The 15,471-nt window shown below is 64.4% G+C and carries 15 protein-coding genes; 9 read left to right on the plus strand and 6 right to left on the minus strand.

The features are described from left to right. Positions 1-103 precede the first annotated feature (103 nt). Positions 104-361 (minus strand): hypothetical protein, encoded by a 258-nt coding sequence (locus GTA51_RS15860; protein WP_160962780.1) that lies wholly within the window; start codon positions 359-361, stop codon positions 104-106. Between the two features lie 436 nt (positions 362-797). Here GTA51_RS15860 and GTA51_RS15865 point away from each other — a divergent pair, with 436 nt between their 5' ends. Both GTA51_RS15865 and ribD read left to right on the plus strand, forming a co-directional pair. Beyond that, positions 798-1,259: a deoxycytidylate deaminase gene (locus GTA51_RS15865; RefSeq protein ID WP_160962781.1), complete on the plus strand. Its 462-nt coding sequence runs from the start codon at positions 798-800 to the stop codon at positions 1,257-1,259. After that, positions 1,249-2,406: a bifunctional diaminohydroxyphosphoribosylaminopyrimidine deaminase/5-amino-6-(5-phosphoribosylamino)uracil reductase RibD gene (gene ribD, locus GTA51_RS15870; protein WP_160962782.1), complete on the plus strand. Its 1,158-nt coding sequence runs from the start codon at positions 1,249-1,251 to the stop codon at positions 2,404-2,406. The genes GTA51_RS15865 and ribD overlap by 11 nt, the downstream gene beginning before the upstream one ends. A gap of 99 nt (positions 2,407-2,505) precedes the next feature. Here the strand turns inward: ribD and GTA51_RS15875 are convergent, their stop codons facing one another. Then, the gene (locus tag GTA51_RS15875; protein WP_160962783.1) at positions 2,506-3,627 is read right to left on the minus strand and encodes an AAA family ATPase; all 1,122 of its coding nucleotides are present in this window, start codon (positions 3,625-3,627) and stop codon (positions 2,506-2,508) included. A 151-nt stretch (positions 3,628-3,778) separates the two neighbouring features. Here GTA51_RS15875 and GTA51_RS21295 point away from each other — a divergent pair, with 151 nt between their 5' ends. From GTA51_RS21295 to pgl, 7 genes are read left to right on the plus strand one after another with little or no spacing between them, the layout of a single operon-like run. After that, positions 3,779-4,852, plus strand: a complete 1,074-nt coding sequence (locus GTA51_RS21295) for a CvpA family protein (RefSeq protein WP_281353984.1) — start codon at positions 3,779-3,781, stop codon at positions 4,850-4,852. Next, positions 4,849-5,646 (plus strand): nucleoside triphosphate pyrophosphohydrolase, encoded by a 798-nt coding sequence (gene mazG, locus GTA51_RS15885; RefSeq protein WP_160962784.1) that lies wholly within the window; start codon positions 4,849-4,851, stop codon positions 5,644-5,646. The genes GTA51_RS21295 and mazG overlap by 4 nt, the downstream gene beginning before the upstream one ends. Before the next feature lie 36 nt (positions 5,647-5,682). Further along, the gene (locus GTA51_RS15890; RefSeq protein ID WP_160962785.1) at positions 5,683-7,029 is read left to right on the plus strand and encodes a deoxyribodipyrimidine photo-lyase; all 1,347 of its coding nucleotides are present in this window, start codon (positions 5,683-5,685) and stop codon (positions 7,027-7,029) included. Between the two features lie 9 nt (positions 7,030-7,038). Then, complete coding sequence (locus GTA51_RS15895; RefSeq protein ID WP_160962786.1) at positions 7,039-7,773, plus strand: TVP38/TMEM64 family protein; 735 nt, start codon at positions 7,039-7,041, stop codon at positions 7,771-7,773. After that, entirely contained in the window at positions 7,770-8,693 is a 924-nt protein-coding gene (gene gnd / locus GTA51_RS15900) for a phosphogluconate dehydrogenase (NAD(+)-dependent, decarboxylating) (RefSeq protein ID WP_160962787.1), read from the plus strand. Before GTA51_RS15895 ends, gnd begins: the two co-directional genes overlap by 4 nt. Next, on the plus strand, positions 8,686-10,227 hold the full coding sequence (gene zwf / locus GTA51_RS15905) for a glucose-6-phosphate dehydrogenase (protein ID WP_160962788.1): 1,542 nt from the start codon (positions 8,686-8,688) through the stop codon (positions 10,225-10,227). Before gnd ends, zwf begins: the two co-directional genes overlap by 8 nt. Then, positions 10,224-10,940, plus strand: coding sequence for a 6-phosphogluconolactonase (gene pgl, locus GTA51_RS15910; protein WP_160962789.1), 717 nt, complete (start codon positions 10,224-10,226; stop codon positions 10,938-10,940). Before zwf ends, pgl begins: the two co-directional genes overlap by 4 nt. Positions 10,941-11,116: 176 nt before the next feature. On the opposite strand, the gene GTA51_RS15915 is transcribed toward pgl, so the two are convergent. The 4 genes from GTA51_RS15915 to GTA51_RS15930 all read right to left on the minus strand — a co-directional run bounded on the left by GTA51_RS15915 (position 11,117) and on the right by GTA51_RS15930 (position 15,466). Continuing rightward, on the minus strand, positions 11,117-11,683 hold the full coding sequence (locus tag GTA51_RS15915; protein WP_160962790.1) for a hypothetical protein: 567 nt from the start codon (positions 11,681-11,683) through the stop codon (positions 11,117-11,119). A gap of 66 nt (positions 11,684-11,749) precedes the next feature. Then, positions 11,750-12,964: an HD-GYP domain-containing protein gene (locus GTA51_RS15920; RefSeq protein ID WP_160962791.1), complete on the minus strand. Its 1,215-nt coding sequence runs from the start codon at positions 12,962-12,964 to the stop codon at positions 11,750-11,752. Between the two features lie 79 nt (positions 12,965-13,043). After that, positions 13,044-14,123 (minus strand): LysM peptidoglycan-binding domain-containing protein, encoded by a 1,080-nt coding sequence (locus tag GTA51_RS15925; protein WP_160962793.1) that lies wholly within the window; start codon positions 14,121-14,123, stop codon positions 13,044-13,046. After that, positions 14,120-15,466: a PP2C family protein-serine/threonine phosphatase gene (locus GTA51_RS15930; protein ID WP_160962795.1), complete on the minus strand. Its 1,347-nt coding sequence runs from the start codon at positions 15,464-15,466 to the stop codon at positions 14,120-14,122. Before GTA51_RS15930 ends, GTA51_RS15925 begins: the two co-directional genes overlap by 4 nt. Positions 15,467-15,471: the final 5 nt, after the last annotated feature.

Genomic DNA, 15,471 nt, shown 5'->3' on the forward strand with positions numbered 1-15,471 from the left:
CCGGCTGGTGCAACGAAATCTGTTTCAGCAATGTGAAATTCTCGACCTCATTGACCCGCGACGGCAACGCTTAAAACCAAACAATTCTAGCAGGCTATCTCTTCTAAATTAGCCGGACAGAAATGATCTGGCTAATATCTCCAACAACGATTGCTGAAGTTTTAAACCGTTCGTAGCTCAAACATAAAACATATTCTAACGGCTTAATCGTCACGGCTGGCACTATTTCGTCATGAACTTTAAATTCATACGCCCTAAATCTATAATGATCTCGTTCGAGCAATTGCGGGTCGAGATCACCAATATGAATATTTCCATTATCTAGCAACATCTGGATCTGAGAAGTCATCAAATATTGCATACATACACTCCTAATTGATTAATTACATTTTTACATGTTTATAAATACTTGTCAATATATTTTTATAAAACACTAACTAGTATTATTTCAGTGGCTTGCTATATAAAACCAGATTTATTAGACTGGCGCTCAAAGCCCTGCTCGACGATCTGCTCAAATTTGCCGCGCCTGCCGACGCCTGACCCGCCAGCAACGTAATGCCGCCGCCTGCGATTCCTCCTGGCCGCCCGCCGCCAGTCTCGTATCGCCTGTCACGCACCACATGCCTCACGCACCGCCTTGACGCCTACCCCGCCCATGGTCCACTCTCGCAACCGCCTACCGCACCCCAGTAAAGAATTTTTTGGGAAGGTGGGGGTCCGGGGGAGGAAACCTCTTTTTGCAAAAAGAGGTTTCCTCCCCCGGTTCTCCGCTCCCCCCAACGGAGTCAGCCCTTATGGACAAGCGCCTGCCCTGGCCCGATTATTTCATGCGCATCGCCTATCTCGTGGCCGAGCGCAGCACCTGCCTGCGCCGCAAGGTCGGGGCCGTGGCCGTGCGCGACCGCCGCATCCTGGCCACCGGCTACAACGGCTCCCCAACCGGCACCGCCCACTGCCTGGACATCGGCTGTCTGCGCGAAAAGCTCGGTATCCCCTCGGGCGAACGCCATGAGCTGTGCCGGGGGCTGCACGCCGAACAAAATGTCATCATCCAGTGCGCCCTGCACGGCGTGCCCATCGCCGGGGCTGATATCTACTGCACCACCCAGCCGTGCCTGATCTGCACCAAGATGCTCATTAACTGTCAGGTCAACCACATCTATTTCAGCCAGGGCTATCCCGATCCCCTTTCGGCCGAGATGATCGCCGAGGCCGGCATCGGCTTTGACGTGCTGGAGGGCGACCATGGCGTCTGATGCCGATTTCATGGCCCGGGCGCTGGAATTGGCCGAGCGCGGCCGGGGATTCGTCACGCCCAACCCGCGCGTCGGGGCGGTGTTGGTGCGAAACGGCCTGATCGTGGCTGAGGGCTGGCACAAGGTGTTTGGCGGGCCGCATGCCGAGGTGGAGTGTCTGCGCGACGCCGAGGCGCGCGGCGTGGCCGTGGCCGGGGCGGCCATGTATGTGACGCTGGAGCCGTGCAACCATTTCGGCAAGACGCCGCCGTGTTCGCGCACGCTACTGGAATCCGGGGTGTCCCGGGTGGTCATCGGCTGCCTGGACCCCAACCCCGTGGCCGGCGGCGGGCTGGACCTCTTGCGCCAGGGGGGCCTGGACGTGACCATCGGCGTCCTGGAACAGGAATGCCGCGACGCCATTGCTGATTTCATGATCTATAAGACCCAGGGCCGCCCGGCCGTGACGCTCAAGCTGGCCATGACCCTTGACGGACGCATCGCCAGCCGCACCGGCGATTCGGGATGGGTGAGCTGCGAAGCATCGCGCCGGCGGGTGCATGCCCTGCGGGCCAGCGTCCAGGCCGTCATGGTCGGCGGCGGGACGCTGCGGGCCGATAACCCGCGCCTGACCCACCGCCTGGAGCCGGACCACGCCCTGGCCGGCAATCCCCAGCCCCTGGCCGTGGTCGTGACGAGGCGGCTGCCGGCGGCCGATGCGCCGCTGGCCCTTGTGCGCGAGCGCCCCGAAGCGCTCGTCATCCTCACCGGCGCGGCCCAAGCGGCCTCGGCGGCCGGCAAGGGTCTCGCCAAGCTGGGCGTTCGCCTCTACGGCCTGCCCGAGGCCCCGGACGGCAGCCTCGCGCTGTTGCCGGGTCTGACGCGGCTGCGCGAAGAAGCCGGCGTCTATACGATCCTGTGCGAAGGCGGCGGCGGGCTGGCCGGGACGCTGGTGGGGCAAGGGCTGGCGGATGAACTGGCGCTTTTTTACGCCCCCAAAGTGCTGGCCGACGACCGGGCCAGGGCGGGCTTTTCCGGCCTGGCCGTCCCGTGCATGGCCGATGCCGCCGGCTTTCGCTTTTGCGCCGTAACGCGCGTCGGCGAAGATATCCTGGCCACGCTACGGCCGCTGGCTGTGGCCGGCCAGCTTGCCAGCCAACACCCATAACCCCTTAAAAAAATCTCTCCTATCAAGGGGGTCCGGGGGGGATTATCCCCCCCGGCCGCCGGAGGCACTCTTCTGCCTTCTCCTGCCTCCCCTCTCCCTCTACGTCGCCATTCTATTTAAATATTCAGCCACGGTTTCCTGGTCGATGGTCAGGGTGGGGCCTTTATCCGTGGTCACGAATTTGGGCGAGAGGCTGGGATCGAATTCGTAGGGTGCGATCATGCCGTTAAAGATCTCGCGCAGGGCGCGTGCGCCGATGCGGCTGTTTTTGGCGGCGGCGTCGGCAATGGCGGTGAGCGCCGTGTCTGTCACCTGCAGCCGGATGCCCATATGACGGAAATACTCCAGGCATTGGCGCAGCGGCGAAGCCTTGGAGCCAATGAGAATCTGGCGCAGTTCGTCCTTGCCCAGTTCCTCCAGCATGGAAATGGTGCCAAAGCGCGAAATGAACTGCGGCATCATGCCAAAGGCGAACATGTCGGCCAGCCGCAGATATTCGCGCAGCCGGAACCGCACCATGGTGCGCACCGACACCGTGCCGTCGGGTTTGCGCTCCACTTCCGAGACTTCCTTGAGCCGCCGGTCGTCGCGGCGGTTGACGAGGGTGGCGTAGACCTGATCATAAAGCTCTTCAAAGGCCCCGCCGCAGATAAACAGCAGCTTGCCCGTATCGATGGGAATATCCGTCTCCACCTCGCGGCCGTCTTCCATCACCCTGGCCCGGTAGAGGAACTGCTCGCCTTCAAGCATGGTCAAAAGGGCGTACTGGGTGGTGATGCCCTCCACATTGGGCTTGCCCGAGATGCGCCCGGAAATCTTGTCCACCTCGTCCACGCACACCGTGGCGTTTTCCAGATACTCCCGCAAAGCCTCGGCCGTCAGTTCCGAGCCCAAGGCCACCTTGGCCCGGGCTTCGAGCTTGTTAAACAGCCGGGTGGTGCGGTCTTCGCCTTCGACCTCGGGGGACAGGGTGTTGGCGTTTATAATCAGCATGACCCGAAAACGGTCGAGTTCGGGATGGGCTTCGTAAAAGGCCGCCACCGCCTGCATAAGCGTGGTCTTGCCCGTGCCGGAGTTGCCGATCAATAAGACGTTGGGGGCCGGCAGGCCGTGGATGTGCTTGTACAGCGACACGCTGATACGGCGTAGCAGATCCTCCTGGCCCAGCACCCGGGCGGCCAGGAACGTGTGGATATCGGTGGGGAGCAACAGTTGTTCCATACGGCGAACGTCCTTTGCGATTTTTTTCTTCCCTACCCCCTTCGCCGGCCCCGGACAAGCGTCGCCAGCGCCCCGCCGATCAGGGGCAAGGGCCGGGTTGGTTTTTGCGGCGGCATCTGCTAGCCTTGGCGGCGCGCCAACGAAAAACCAATTGCGCGCACCCACAATGATGCCAACGCTCAATATAGCCGACCTCTCCCTGGCCATAATCTGGCTCTTTTTTGCCTTCCGGGGCTACATGCGCGGACTGGTCAAGGAAGTCGGATCGCTGGCCGCCATCACCATGGGCTTTTACATGGCCGGCTCTTACCACAAGCAGCTCGCCCCCAACCTCACCGGCTACATCTCCGGCAACTACACCGGCACCGCCGCCTATCTGCTCATTTTCACGGTGGTGCTGCTGGCGGTGTGGTTTGTGGCCCTGGCCATCTCGGGCATCGTCAAGGTGACCATGACCCAGTGGGCCGACCGGTTTTTCGGCGGCGGCTTTGGCGTGGTCAAAGGTGTGATCCTGACCGCCGTGGTGCTCTTTCTCATCCGTCTGGCCGCGCCGGACCCGGATTTCCTCAAAGGGGCCATGCTAGTGCCGGTGCTGGACCGGATCAGTTCCAAACTGGTCAACTACATCCCGCCCGACATCAACGAGAAGCTGCGCAAATTCGGCAAAAAGGAACTGCCTGATCCGATCAAGGCAGCCCTGGAGAAAAAGGCCGCTGCCGCCGCAGCAGCCACGGCCGCCGCCGTGCTGGATAAAAAGCCGGCCGATCCCGACAAGAAACCGGCTGAAGCGGCCAAGCCCGAACCGGCCAAGCCAGCAGAGAAAAAGCCCGAGCCGGCCGCCAAAGATGCGGAGAAAAAGCCCGCCCCAACCCCTGGCAAACCGCCCGAAGCGCCGCCCAAGTCCGAACCGGCCAAGCCGGGGGAGGCCAAGGCTGCTGCCGCCAAGCCGAATGACGCCAAGCCGGCGGACCCGGCCAAAAAAGCCGAGGCCAAGCCCGAACCGGCCAAACCGGCCGAGCCGGCAAAAAAATCGGCCGAGCCAGCCAAACCGGCAGCCAAGCCCGAGGCCGCCCCGGCCAAACCCGAGGCCAAGGCCGCCCCAGCCCCCAAAACCGACACCGCCAAGGCCGAGAGGCCCTCCGCCGCTCCGGCCGCCACCGACAAACAACCCGCAACACCCGCCGCCAAACCGACGCACCCGGCTCAAACGGATAAATCATCATGAGCGACATCGACCGCGACACCACCACGGCCGCCGCCCTGGCCGGCCTGCAAGACGTCATAAACGCCCTGCTCGGCCCCGAAGGCTGCCCCTGGGACAAAGGCCAGACCCCCGAAACACTTTGCGATTACATCATCGAGGAATCCTTCGAGCTGGTGGACTGCATCCGCTCGGGCGACATCCCGGGAACGGCCGAGGAACTGGGCGACGTGCTGTTCCTGCTCCTTTTTGTGGCCACGCTGTATTCGCAGCGCGGCGATTTCACCCTGGCCGAGGCCTTTGACACGGCTGCCGCCAAGATGATCCGCCGCCATCCCCATGTGTTTGCCGATTGCAAAATCAAGGACCGCGAGGAACTGCTGCGCAACTGGGAGCGCATCAAGCGCACGGAAAAGGGTGAAAAGACGGGCCTTTTCGCCAGCCTGCCCAAGGGCTTGCCGCCGCTTTTAAAAGCCTACCGCGTCCATTCCAAGGCGGCCCGGGCCGGGTTCACCTGGGAATCCGACGCGGCCATGCAGGCGCATCTGCTGGCCGAAAAAGCCGAGTTCGAGGCGGCGGTTGCGGCCGGCGACGACACGGCCATGGCCGAGGAATTCGGCGACTACCTCTTTTCCCTGACCGAATACGGCCGCCGCCTGGGCCTGAAGGCCAATGCCTGCCTGGACGGCGCGGTCAACAAATTCCTTTTCCGCTACAAGGCCATGGAAAAACTGGCCGCCGCCCGGGGGCTTGACCTCGACGCCCTGGATATGGACGCCAAAAACGCCCTGTGGGAGGCGGTTAAAGCCGGCGGCTAGCTTGCATCCACCCGGCTAAACGCCTACAAGCAAAGGATGCTGGTCCATCCCTCCCGCGTCCGGTCTCTGTCCCCAAACGCCCCAGGCCAGGGGCCTGTTGTTTATTGGATGCGCCGCGACCAGCGCGCTGCCGACAACTGGGCGCTCCTCCACGCCGCCGAACTGGCCCGCCGGGCCGGTGCCCCCTTACTGGTCCTTTTCGCCCTGGACCCGACCGCTCCCGGGGCCTCGGCCCGGCAGATCGATTTTCTGCTGCGCGGGCTGGCCGAGACGGAAATGGATCTGCGCGACCACAACATCCCGCTGATCCTGGCTTTGGGCGATCCCGCCGCCGTTGTGCCGCCCTTTTTGCGCCAGGTCGGGGCCGGGACGTGTGTGGTTGATTTCGACCCCCAGCACGTGGCACTTCGCGCCGCGGCCGCCGTGGCCGCCGCCTTTGCCGGGGCGCTGGTGGAGGTGGACGCCCACAACGTGGTCCCCTGCTTTTTCGCCTCGCCGCGCCGGGAATACACCGCCGCCACCTTTCGCCCGAAAATCCACAAGCTCCTGGCCGAATTTCTCGAACCCTTCCCGGATCTGCCCGCTTTTTCTGCCGCCAATCTGGACGGGTTTGCCCCGGTGGCCTTCCCTGCCGCCGCCGCCGTCAACACCGAAACGCTGGGTTGGCCGGTTGCCGACGTCCTGCCCGGGGCCACCGCCGCCACACGGACCCTGGCCGCCTTTGTCGGTGAGCGTTTAAACGCCTATGCCGAGCACCGCAACGATCCCAACGCCGGGGCCGTCTCCACCCTGTCGCCGTATTTCCATGGCGGCCAGCTCGCCCCCCAGCGCGCCGCCCTGGCCGCCCTGGCCGCCAAAAGCCACGCCCCGGCCGGGGCCGACGCCTTTCTCGAAGAACTGATCGTGCGCCGGGAGCTTTGCGACAACTACTGTTATTACACCCCGGACTACGACCAATTTTCGGCCCTGCCCGACTGGGCCAAAAAGACGCTGGCCGCCCATGCCGACGATACCCGGCCGTACTGCTACGCCCCGGCCGACTTCGAGGCCGCCGCCACCCACAGCGCGCTGTGGAACGCCGCCCAGCGCCAACTGGTCCGCACCGGACGCCTGCACGGCTACATGCGCATGTACTGGGCCAAAAAAATACTGGAATGGTCGGCCTCGCCCCAGGCGGCCATCGCCATCGGCCTGGAACAAAACGACCGCTATGCCCTGGACGGGAACGACCCCAACGGGGTGGTCGGGGTGTTGTGGTCTGTGGGCGGCCTGCACGACCGGCCCTGGGCCAACCGGGCCATTTTCGGCCAGGTGCGTTACATGAACGAACGGGGCTGTCGGCGCAAATTCGACGTCGATGCCTACATCGCCCGTTACCGCTAAGGAGCCGTCATGTCGTCCGGCCTTGTGCGCAATGTCCTGCTCGTGTCCCTGGCGCTCGCCCTTGTTGCGGCCTTTTTCGGCCTGGGGCTTAACCAGTACCTGACGCTGGCCTTTCTCAAGGAATCCCGGGAAGCCCTGGCCACGGCCCAGGCGGCCGCACCCTGGCGGTTTGCCGCCGGCTATTTCCTGCTCTACGTCCTGGTCGCGGCGCTCAGCCTGCCCGGGGCCACGGTTTTAACCCTTGGCGGCGGGGCACTGTTCGGTTTTTGGACCACGCTCGCCCTGGTGTCCTTTGCCAGCAGCATCGGCGCGACACTGGCCTGCGCGCTGTCGCGCACGCTGTTTCGCCGGATGATGACCCAACGCATGGGACCAAAGCTCACCGCCATCGACCAGGGCATCCGCCGGGAAGGGGCGTTTTATCTCTTCACCCTGCGCCTTATTCCCCTGTTCCCCTTCTTCGTGGTCAACGCCGCCATGGGCCTGACCGCCGTGCCCTTGTCCACGTTTTACCTCGTCTCCCAGCTGGGCATGCTTCCCGGCACCGCCGTCTACGTCAACGCCGGCTCCCAGCTCGGGCGCATCGAATCCCTGTCCGGCATTGTCTCGCCCGAGCTGCTTTTTTCCTTTGCCTTGCTCGGTGTCTTTCCCCTGGCAGCCAAGCGGGTGGTCGCCGGCTACCGCGCCCGCCAAGCCCGAAACGCCCGGTCCGGGCCAAACACCTCCAAAGGAGACGCGCCATGAAAATCGGAATGGTCGGCCTTGGCCGTATGGGCCTTAATATGGCCAAACGTCTGGCCCGGGGCGGCATCGCGGTCACGGCGTACAACCGCACGGTGCAAAAGGCCAAGGACTTCGCCGCCGAAGAAGGCCCAAACGCCAGCGCCGCCGAGTCCCTGGCCGAGCTTGTGGCGGCCCTGCCCGCGCCGCGCATTGTCTGGCTCATGCTGCCGGCCGGTGCGGCCACGGACGAACACATTGACGAGCTGCTGCCGCTTTTGTCTGCCGGCGACCTTATTGTCGACGGCGGCAACACCTTTTTCCGCGACGATATCCGTCGCCACGAGGCCGCCGGCAAGCTGGGCCTGCGCTACTGCGACGCCGGGGTCAGCGGCGGCATCTGGGGTCTGGCCGAGGGCTATTGCATCATGTACGGAGCCGAACCCGACGTCGCCGCCGTGCTCAAACCGGCCATGGAGGTCCTGACCGGCCCGGGCGGCAATCTCCACACCGGCCCGGTGGGCTCCGGCCACTACGTCAAGATGGTCCACAACGGCATCGAATACGGCATGATGCAGGCCTATGCCGAGGGCTTTGAGATCATGGCCACGTCCCAGTTCGGGGCGGGGCTGGATTTCCCGGCCATCTGCGACCTGTGGAACCACGGTTCGGTGGTGCGTTCGTGGCTGCTGGAACTGGCCCAGCGGGCCTTTACCGAAGACCCCCGGCTGGAGTCCCTTGAGGCCTACGTGGACGATTCCGGCGAAGGCCGCTGGACCGTGTCCCAGGCCATTGAAAACGCCGTGTCCGCGCCGGTCATAACGGCTTCACTGTTTGAGCGCTTCCGCTCCCGCCAGCCCAACGCCTTCCAGGACCGGGTGCTGGCCGCCCTTCGCAACCAGTTCGGCGGGCACGCCGTCAAAAGGAAGGACGGCCATGACTGATGCCCTGGACCCGGCCCAGGCCGAAGTGGTCCTGGGCCGCACCACCGCCACGGCCGAGGCGGCCTGCCGCTTCGAGCAGGTGGGCGATCCGTTCGTGCTGGTCATCTTCGGCGCCACCGGCGACCTGACCGCCCGCATGCTCATGCCGGCCCTGACCGCCCTGTGCGCCGGGGGCCATCTGCCGGACAACTTTGTCGTGCTCGGGGCCAGCCGCACCGACTTAAACGACGATTCCTTTCGCGAGCGCATGCACGCGGCCGCAACGGAATTTGGCTCCCTGCCCCCGGGGCTGTGGGAGACTCTGGCCCCGCGCCTGCGTTACCTGCAGGTCCACTACGACGACCCGGCCTCGTTTACCGCCCTGGCCGCCGCCCTGGACGCCCTGGCTGCGGCCGAGAGCCTGGGCGGCAACCGCATCTTCTACCTGGCCGTACCGCCCACCGCCTACGAGGCCATTGCCATAAACCTGGCCAACGCCGGACTGGCCGAAGAAACCAACGGCTATGCGCGCCTGGTCATTGAAAAACCCTTCGGCCACGACCTGCAGACGGCCCGGGTGCTGGAAGCCGCCCTGCATACCCGGTTTTCCGAACACCAGATTTTTCGCATCGACCACTATCTGGCCAAGGAAACCGTCCAGAACATCCTCATGCTGCGCTTTGCCAACGCCATCTTTGAACCGCTGTGGAACCGGCGCTACATCGATTACGTGAGCATCCTGGCCGCCGAGTCCATCGGTGTCGAGCACCGCGCCTCCTACTACGACCATTTCGGCGTGTTGCGCGATATGTTCCAAAACCACATGATGCAGCTTCTGTCGCTGTGTGCCATCGAGCCGCCGTCGCTGTTCGAGGCCGATCTGGTGCGCGATGAAAAGACCAAGGTCTTTCGGGCGCTGCGGCCGTTTAACCCCAAGGCCCTGGCCGAGCATTGCGTCCTTGGGCAGTACGCCTCGGGCATGGCCGGCGGCAGCCGGGCCCCGGCCTACCTCGACGAGGCCGGTGTGCCCGGCGACTCCACCACCCCGACCTTTGCCGCCATGCGGGTCCACTTGGACAACTGGCGCTGGCAGGGGGTGCCGTTTTACCTGATCTCGGGCAAAAGGCTGGCGGAAAAACGCACGGAAATCGCCGTGCAGTTTAAACCCGTGCCCTTTTCCATGTTCCGGGATCTGTTTGGTGACACCATCCAGGCCAATAGGCTCATCCTTCGCATCCAGCCCGACGAACAGGTCAGCCTGACCTTCCAGGCCAAGGCCCCGGGACCGATGTGCCTGCGCTCGGTGACCATGAACTTCAACTACTACCAGGGCTACCAGGGTGCAGCGCTCACCGCCTACGCCAAGGTGCTGCTCGATTGCATGCTGGGCGACCAGACCCTGTTCTGGCGGCAGGACGGGGTGGAGCTGTGCTGGAAATTCCTCACCCCGGTGCTGGACAATCCGCCGGCCGACGGCCTGTATCTCTACCGTTCCGGTTCCTGGGGACCGCAGGAGGCCGGGAAATACCTGCGCGCCCACGGGTTGGTGTCGTGACTCCGGTGGTGCGTCGGTTTCCCGACACTGCTGCCCTAACGGCCGCCGCCCTGGAACTGATTACCGGGCTGGCCCGGGCGGCCCATGCCGCCCGGGGCCGGTTCACCCTGGCCCTGTCCGGCGGCAGCACGCCCCTGCCGCTCTATGCCGCCATGGCCGAGCAAGGTCTGGGCATTCCCTGGGACGCTGTGCTGTTTTTTTTCGGCGACGAACGCCTCGTGCCGACCAGTGATCCGCACAACACCTTTGGCGCGGTAGCCCCCACGCTCTTTGCGCCGGGGCACATCCCGGCCGGCAACGTCCATCCCATGCCGGTGGACCTCGTACCGCCCGAGCGCGCCGCTGCTGCCTATGAAGGCGAACTGCGGGCCGCCTTGGGGCATCCCCTGGGCGAAATCCCCCGCTTTGACCTGATCCTGCTGGGTATGGGACCGGACGGGCACACGGCTTCGTTGTTTCCGGGCAGCCCGGCCCTGGCCGAGACCGTGCGCCTCGTTGCGGCCGTGCCGCCACCGACCACGGCCCAGCCGGCCGTGGCCCGCCTGACGTTCACGTTGCCGCTTCTAAACGCCGCCCGCCAGGTGCTCTTCCTGGCCACGGCCACGGGCAAGGAAGCGGCCCTGGCCCGGGCGCTGGCCCCGGAGCCGGACCCGGCCGTGCCGGCCTCGCTGGTGCGCCCCCGGGGCGAACTGGCCTGGTTTGTGGTGGAGTGACGGCTGGCACCGGTTGCGGAAACCGCCTTTCGGCCCAACGTCGGCCCCCCTTGCGGACGCATCCACCGACTCAAAGGGCCTCCTGCCGGATTACGGCGGGAGGCCCTTTGCAGTGTGAATTGCACAGTGCTTGTCAGGAGGCTATGCGTCGCCCGGTGGTTTCCCGGCCGGCCGCCCTATTGAAAGGAGGTGGACGACATACCGTTCATATAACTCAGATAAAAATCGCTGGAGGAGGCCGTGCTGTTTATCTGCGTGAGGTAGGCGGAATAGCCCTTGGCCCGCACCAGGGAGGCGGCCTGCCGGGTGGTCATGGACTTGAGCGTGGCGCTGTTTTCCGCCAGGGAATGAAAGGCTTCGGTCAGGACCGGGGTGTCAACAAAGAGCTTTTCAATGGCTTCCTTGTCCGGGTGATCCCCAGAAACTTTGACCGTGCCGTCAGCGTCGCTGGTCAGCGTGATGGTTTGACTGGTGTCGATGCCCAGCTCCTCAAACTTGCTGGACAAGGTCTTGGTCAACTGGGTCTGCAACGCCTCGTTTTGGACCTTGGTCTGCAGGATCGGGCTTAAATAGGTCGTATCGCCCAGGCTCGACAACTGTTTCGACAGCGTTGTGGCCTTACTTGATGCGGACGACGAAACCGTGGACGTGTTGGCACCCGACCCCTTGGAAGCGGTGTCGGAGGTCCCGGAATTGATGGTCAACTGCTGCTTGAGGCTGTCGTAGGTGGTGTTGATGTCCATGCCGCGCTCCTCGGCCGTATCGGCCAAGGGAGAATATGCAAAGACAGTGCCGGAAAAAAATACCGATTACCCGGCCGGCAGACCGAGGTAGTCCAGCGGATCAAGGCCGTAGGCCGCCGGATCAAGGGCTTCGGCAATGGCCAACGGCCCCTTGCCGTCCCGCTCGGCGGCCAGGATGCGCCGGGGTGCGGGGTGCATGGCCGCATCAAAGGCCACGAGCAATTCCGGCGACAGCGGCCGGGCCGGGTTGGAGCCGCGCACAAAGGCATATTCGCCGCTGCCAAGGCGCACGAAACTGCCCACCGGATACGGCCCCATAAATTTGATAAACCGCTCCACCAGCCCCGGAGGGAAATCCCGTTCCCGCATGCTGTAGAGCACCGCCAGCGCCCGGGTGGGCAGCATGCCCTCCTTGTAGGCCCGGCGGGAGGTCAGGGCGTCAAAGATATCGACCACGCCGATAATGCGGCCCCAGGCATGGACGGTCTCGCCGGCCAGGCCCCTGGGGTAGCCCTGGCCGCCCCACTTCTCATGATGCTCGGCCACGCCGCGCAGCACCGCTTCCGGCAGCCCCCGGGTTTCCAGCAGCTCCCGGCCAAGCCGGGGATGGGCTTTGACCTGGGTAAATTCCCCGGGAGTGAGGCGGCCGGGTTTGTTTAAAATAGCGTCGGGCACCCCGGTTTTGCCCAGGTCGTGAAAAAGCCCGGCCAACCCAAGCTCGCGAAGCCCTTCGGCCTCGATCCCCAAGGACGCACCAAAAGCCACGGCCAACACCGCCACGTTGACCCCATGGGTGAAGGTGTAGGCGTCGTGGCGGCGCAGCTTGCCAAGGGCAATCAAGGCATCGGGATTGCGCACGGCGCTGGCGATCACCTCATTGACCAGGGCCTGGGGAGCCTCGATATCCACCTCGCCCCCGGCCGCAACGTCGCGCAGCATGGCCTGGGCGGTGCTGAGGCAGTCCTTATAAACCCCCTTGGCCGTTTCCAGTTCCTCGGCCAGGGGGACGACCGGGGCGACGGGCGTCACCGGCCCCCGGGCCAGCAACGCCGCCAGGGACACTTCGCCACCGGGTTCCCCGGACAGGGTGTTGGCGTAGGCACCCCGCTCGGTATCAATAAAGGCTTCCGTGTAACCCGAGGCTGCAATGCCCGCTACGGCGACCTGACTGCGCAGTTCGCCTTCCTCGGTGTACAGATACGGATGCTCCAGCCAGGACAGGCCGGTGTCCACCACATACATCCCGACCACAAGATCGGTGACCGCAATTTTTCGCAACATTCCCACTCGTCCCAGCCCTGAAGCAAAAAGCCGGAAGGTTTCCCTCCCGGCCTGAGAACGACTGCCGTCAGGAGTTGTGCTACTTGTGTTCGAGCACCGCGCTTTGTTCGCCGATGATGCGGTAGGAACCGCCAGCCGGCCGCAGCAGCAAAGTAAAGGTGGCCTTTCCCCGCACGGATTTCTCCGCCCGCTTGACCACATAATCCACCGGAATCGTGACCTTGATATCCCCGCCGGGCAGTTCCGCTACGGTCGGGGCGGCAGTCTTGTAAGACCGCTCGGGCCAGCGCTCAAAATAGGCCGCCTTGTCCTGGCGCACCACATCCGATCCGGCCTTGCCCTTCTTATAATAGTCCACGGACTCGCCGTAGAGATCAACCAGCGCGGTGACGTCTGCGGCGCTGCTTTTGGCAAAATAGTCCGCCACAAAGGCGGCCACCGCCGGCTTGACCTCGCTACTTGCTGCCGCCGGGCCGCTCTGGCCGGGGATGGTCAGCACTTTGCCGGCTTCCAGACGATCTGCATCCTTGATGCCATTGGCGGCCATGAGCTCCTGGGGCGTCAGGCCGAATTTCTTGGCGATGCGCACCAGGTTGTCTCCCCGGGCCACGGTGTAGCTGGTCGCGGCTGCCGGCGCAGGGGCCTTGGTCGGCGTAGCCTCGGCCACCACCATCTCCACCGCCTCAGCCACCGGCGCAGGGGTGGGCGGGACAGGCGCAACCGGGGCCGGGACAGGCTCGGCTGGGGCCTGGGACGCAGGCGCGGCCGGCGTCTGGGGTGCGCCTGCCGGGGCTGGCGCGGGTTCGGTTGGCTTGGCTGGTTCGGCAGCCTTGGCCGGTTCAGCCGGTTTGGCCGGCTCGGCGGGCTTGGCCGGCTCTGGGGCCAACGGCGGCGCAGAGGCGTCGAGCTTTTTCCCCGCGTCCCTGGCCTGGCGGAACCGGTTGTATTCCCGTTCCGAGAGGACGCCGCTGTTGTCGGCATCGGCGATCAGGAATTCCTCCACGGTCAGATCCGGGAAGACCACAATGAGTTCCTCAAAGATGATCTTGCCGTCCTTGTTATAATCCACTTTGGAATAGCTTTTGGGATCTTCTTTGCTGCAACCGGCCAAAAAAAGACCGGGCAGCAGCGCTGCTGCCAAGATACACGTCAATTTCATGCCGCCTCCGTTGGTTTTGCGCCCGCCAAGGCCTTGATCACGACCAGGGTGACGTCGTCGCGATTGGGTTCGCCCTGCCGAAACGCCTCCAGATCAGACAGCACCTCCCGGGCGACGCTTTTGGCGTCCCCGGCCGCAGCCCGGCGCAAAGCGGCTCGCAAGCGGGTCTTGCCGTACATCTCGCCGGCCGTGCCGCGCGCTTCCCAGATGCCGTCGGTGCCCAGGGCCAAAACAGCCCCGGGCGGCAATCCTTGTACCACGTTTTCTTCATAGCGCCAGTCGCCGTCAATCCCCAACGGGATACCCCGGCCACCCAATTCCTGAAATTCGTCCGTTGCCGGATCGTAGAGCAGGGCCGGATCATGCCCGGCCCGGACATAGCGCAACTGCCCGGTCAGCGGGCACAGTTCCAGCAGAAAAAGCGTTATAAACCGGCCGCTGGAGCCCATGTCAGCGGCCAAGAGCCGGTTGACGTCGCAGACAATCTCCACCGGCGAGCCGGGCGAGAGCAGGCGCGAGCGCAAAAAAGCCCGCACACTGGCCATTAAAAGCGCCGCCTGGATGCCGTGGCCGGTGACATCGCCCACAGCCACCAGAAACATGCTCTCCCGGCCGCAGCCCGGGCGCATGAGATAGTCGTAATAATCCCCACCCGTGGCGTCGCAGGGCAGACTCACCCCGGCCACGTCGTAACCGGATACGGCCGGCACATCCTTGGGCCAAAAGCCCTGCTGGACGCTGGCCGCCACCTCCATGTCGAAATCCATGCGCTGCTTGATCAAGGCCTCGCCGTGCAGCCGGGCATTGACAATGGCCACGGCCGCTTGCGCGGCAAGCAGGGAGCAGGTCTCCAGGTCGTCGACGGAAAATTGTCCACCCTCGGCCTTGTTGATGCACTGCACCACGCCAATGACCTGATCGCGGTAGAGCAGCGGCACGCACAGCATGGACCGGGTGCGATAGCCCGTCACCTTGTCCACGGCCTGGTTAAAGCGCGGGTCGCAATACGCGTCGGGGATCAGGGTGGCCTCTCCCCGGGCCGCCACCCAGCCGGCCACGCCCTCGCCCGGGGCCAGACGAAAACCGGACTGGAGCCGGTTGCAGGCCGGTCCCTGGGCCACAGTGAAAACAAGTTCCCCCCGGCCAGGGCCAGGAGCGTCATCCACGAGCAGCAGACTGGCTGCCTCGGCCCCCAGGGCCTGGCGCGAAGTGGTCATAATGCGCTCGAGCACTTCGGAGAGTTCCAGGGATTCGGTCACCAGCCGCGACAGGGCAAAGCACCGCTTCAGATCGCCCAGCCGTTGGGCAAGATGGTTGGCGTCGCCAAGCGCAGTGTCGGACATGGCTC

It is taken from the genome of Solidesulfovibrio aerotolerans (genome assembly GCF_009856865.1).
In the GTDB taxonomy this organism is placed as follows: domain Bacteria; phylum Desulfobacterota; class Desulfovibrionia; order Desulfovibrionales; family Desulfovibrionaceae; genus Solidesulfovibrio; species Solidesulfovibrio aerotolerans.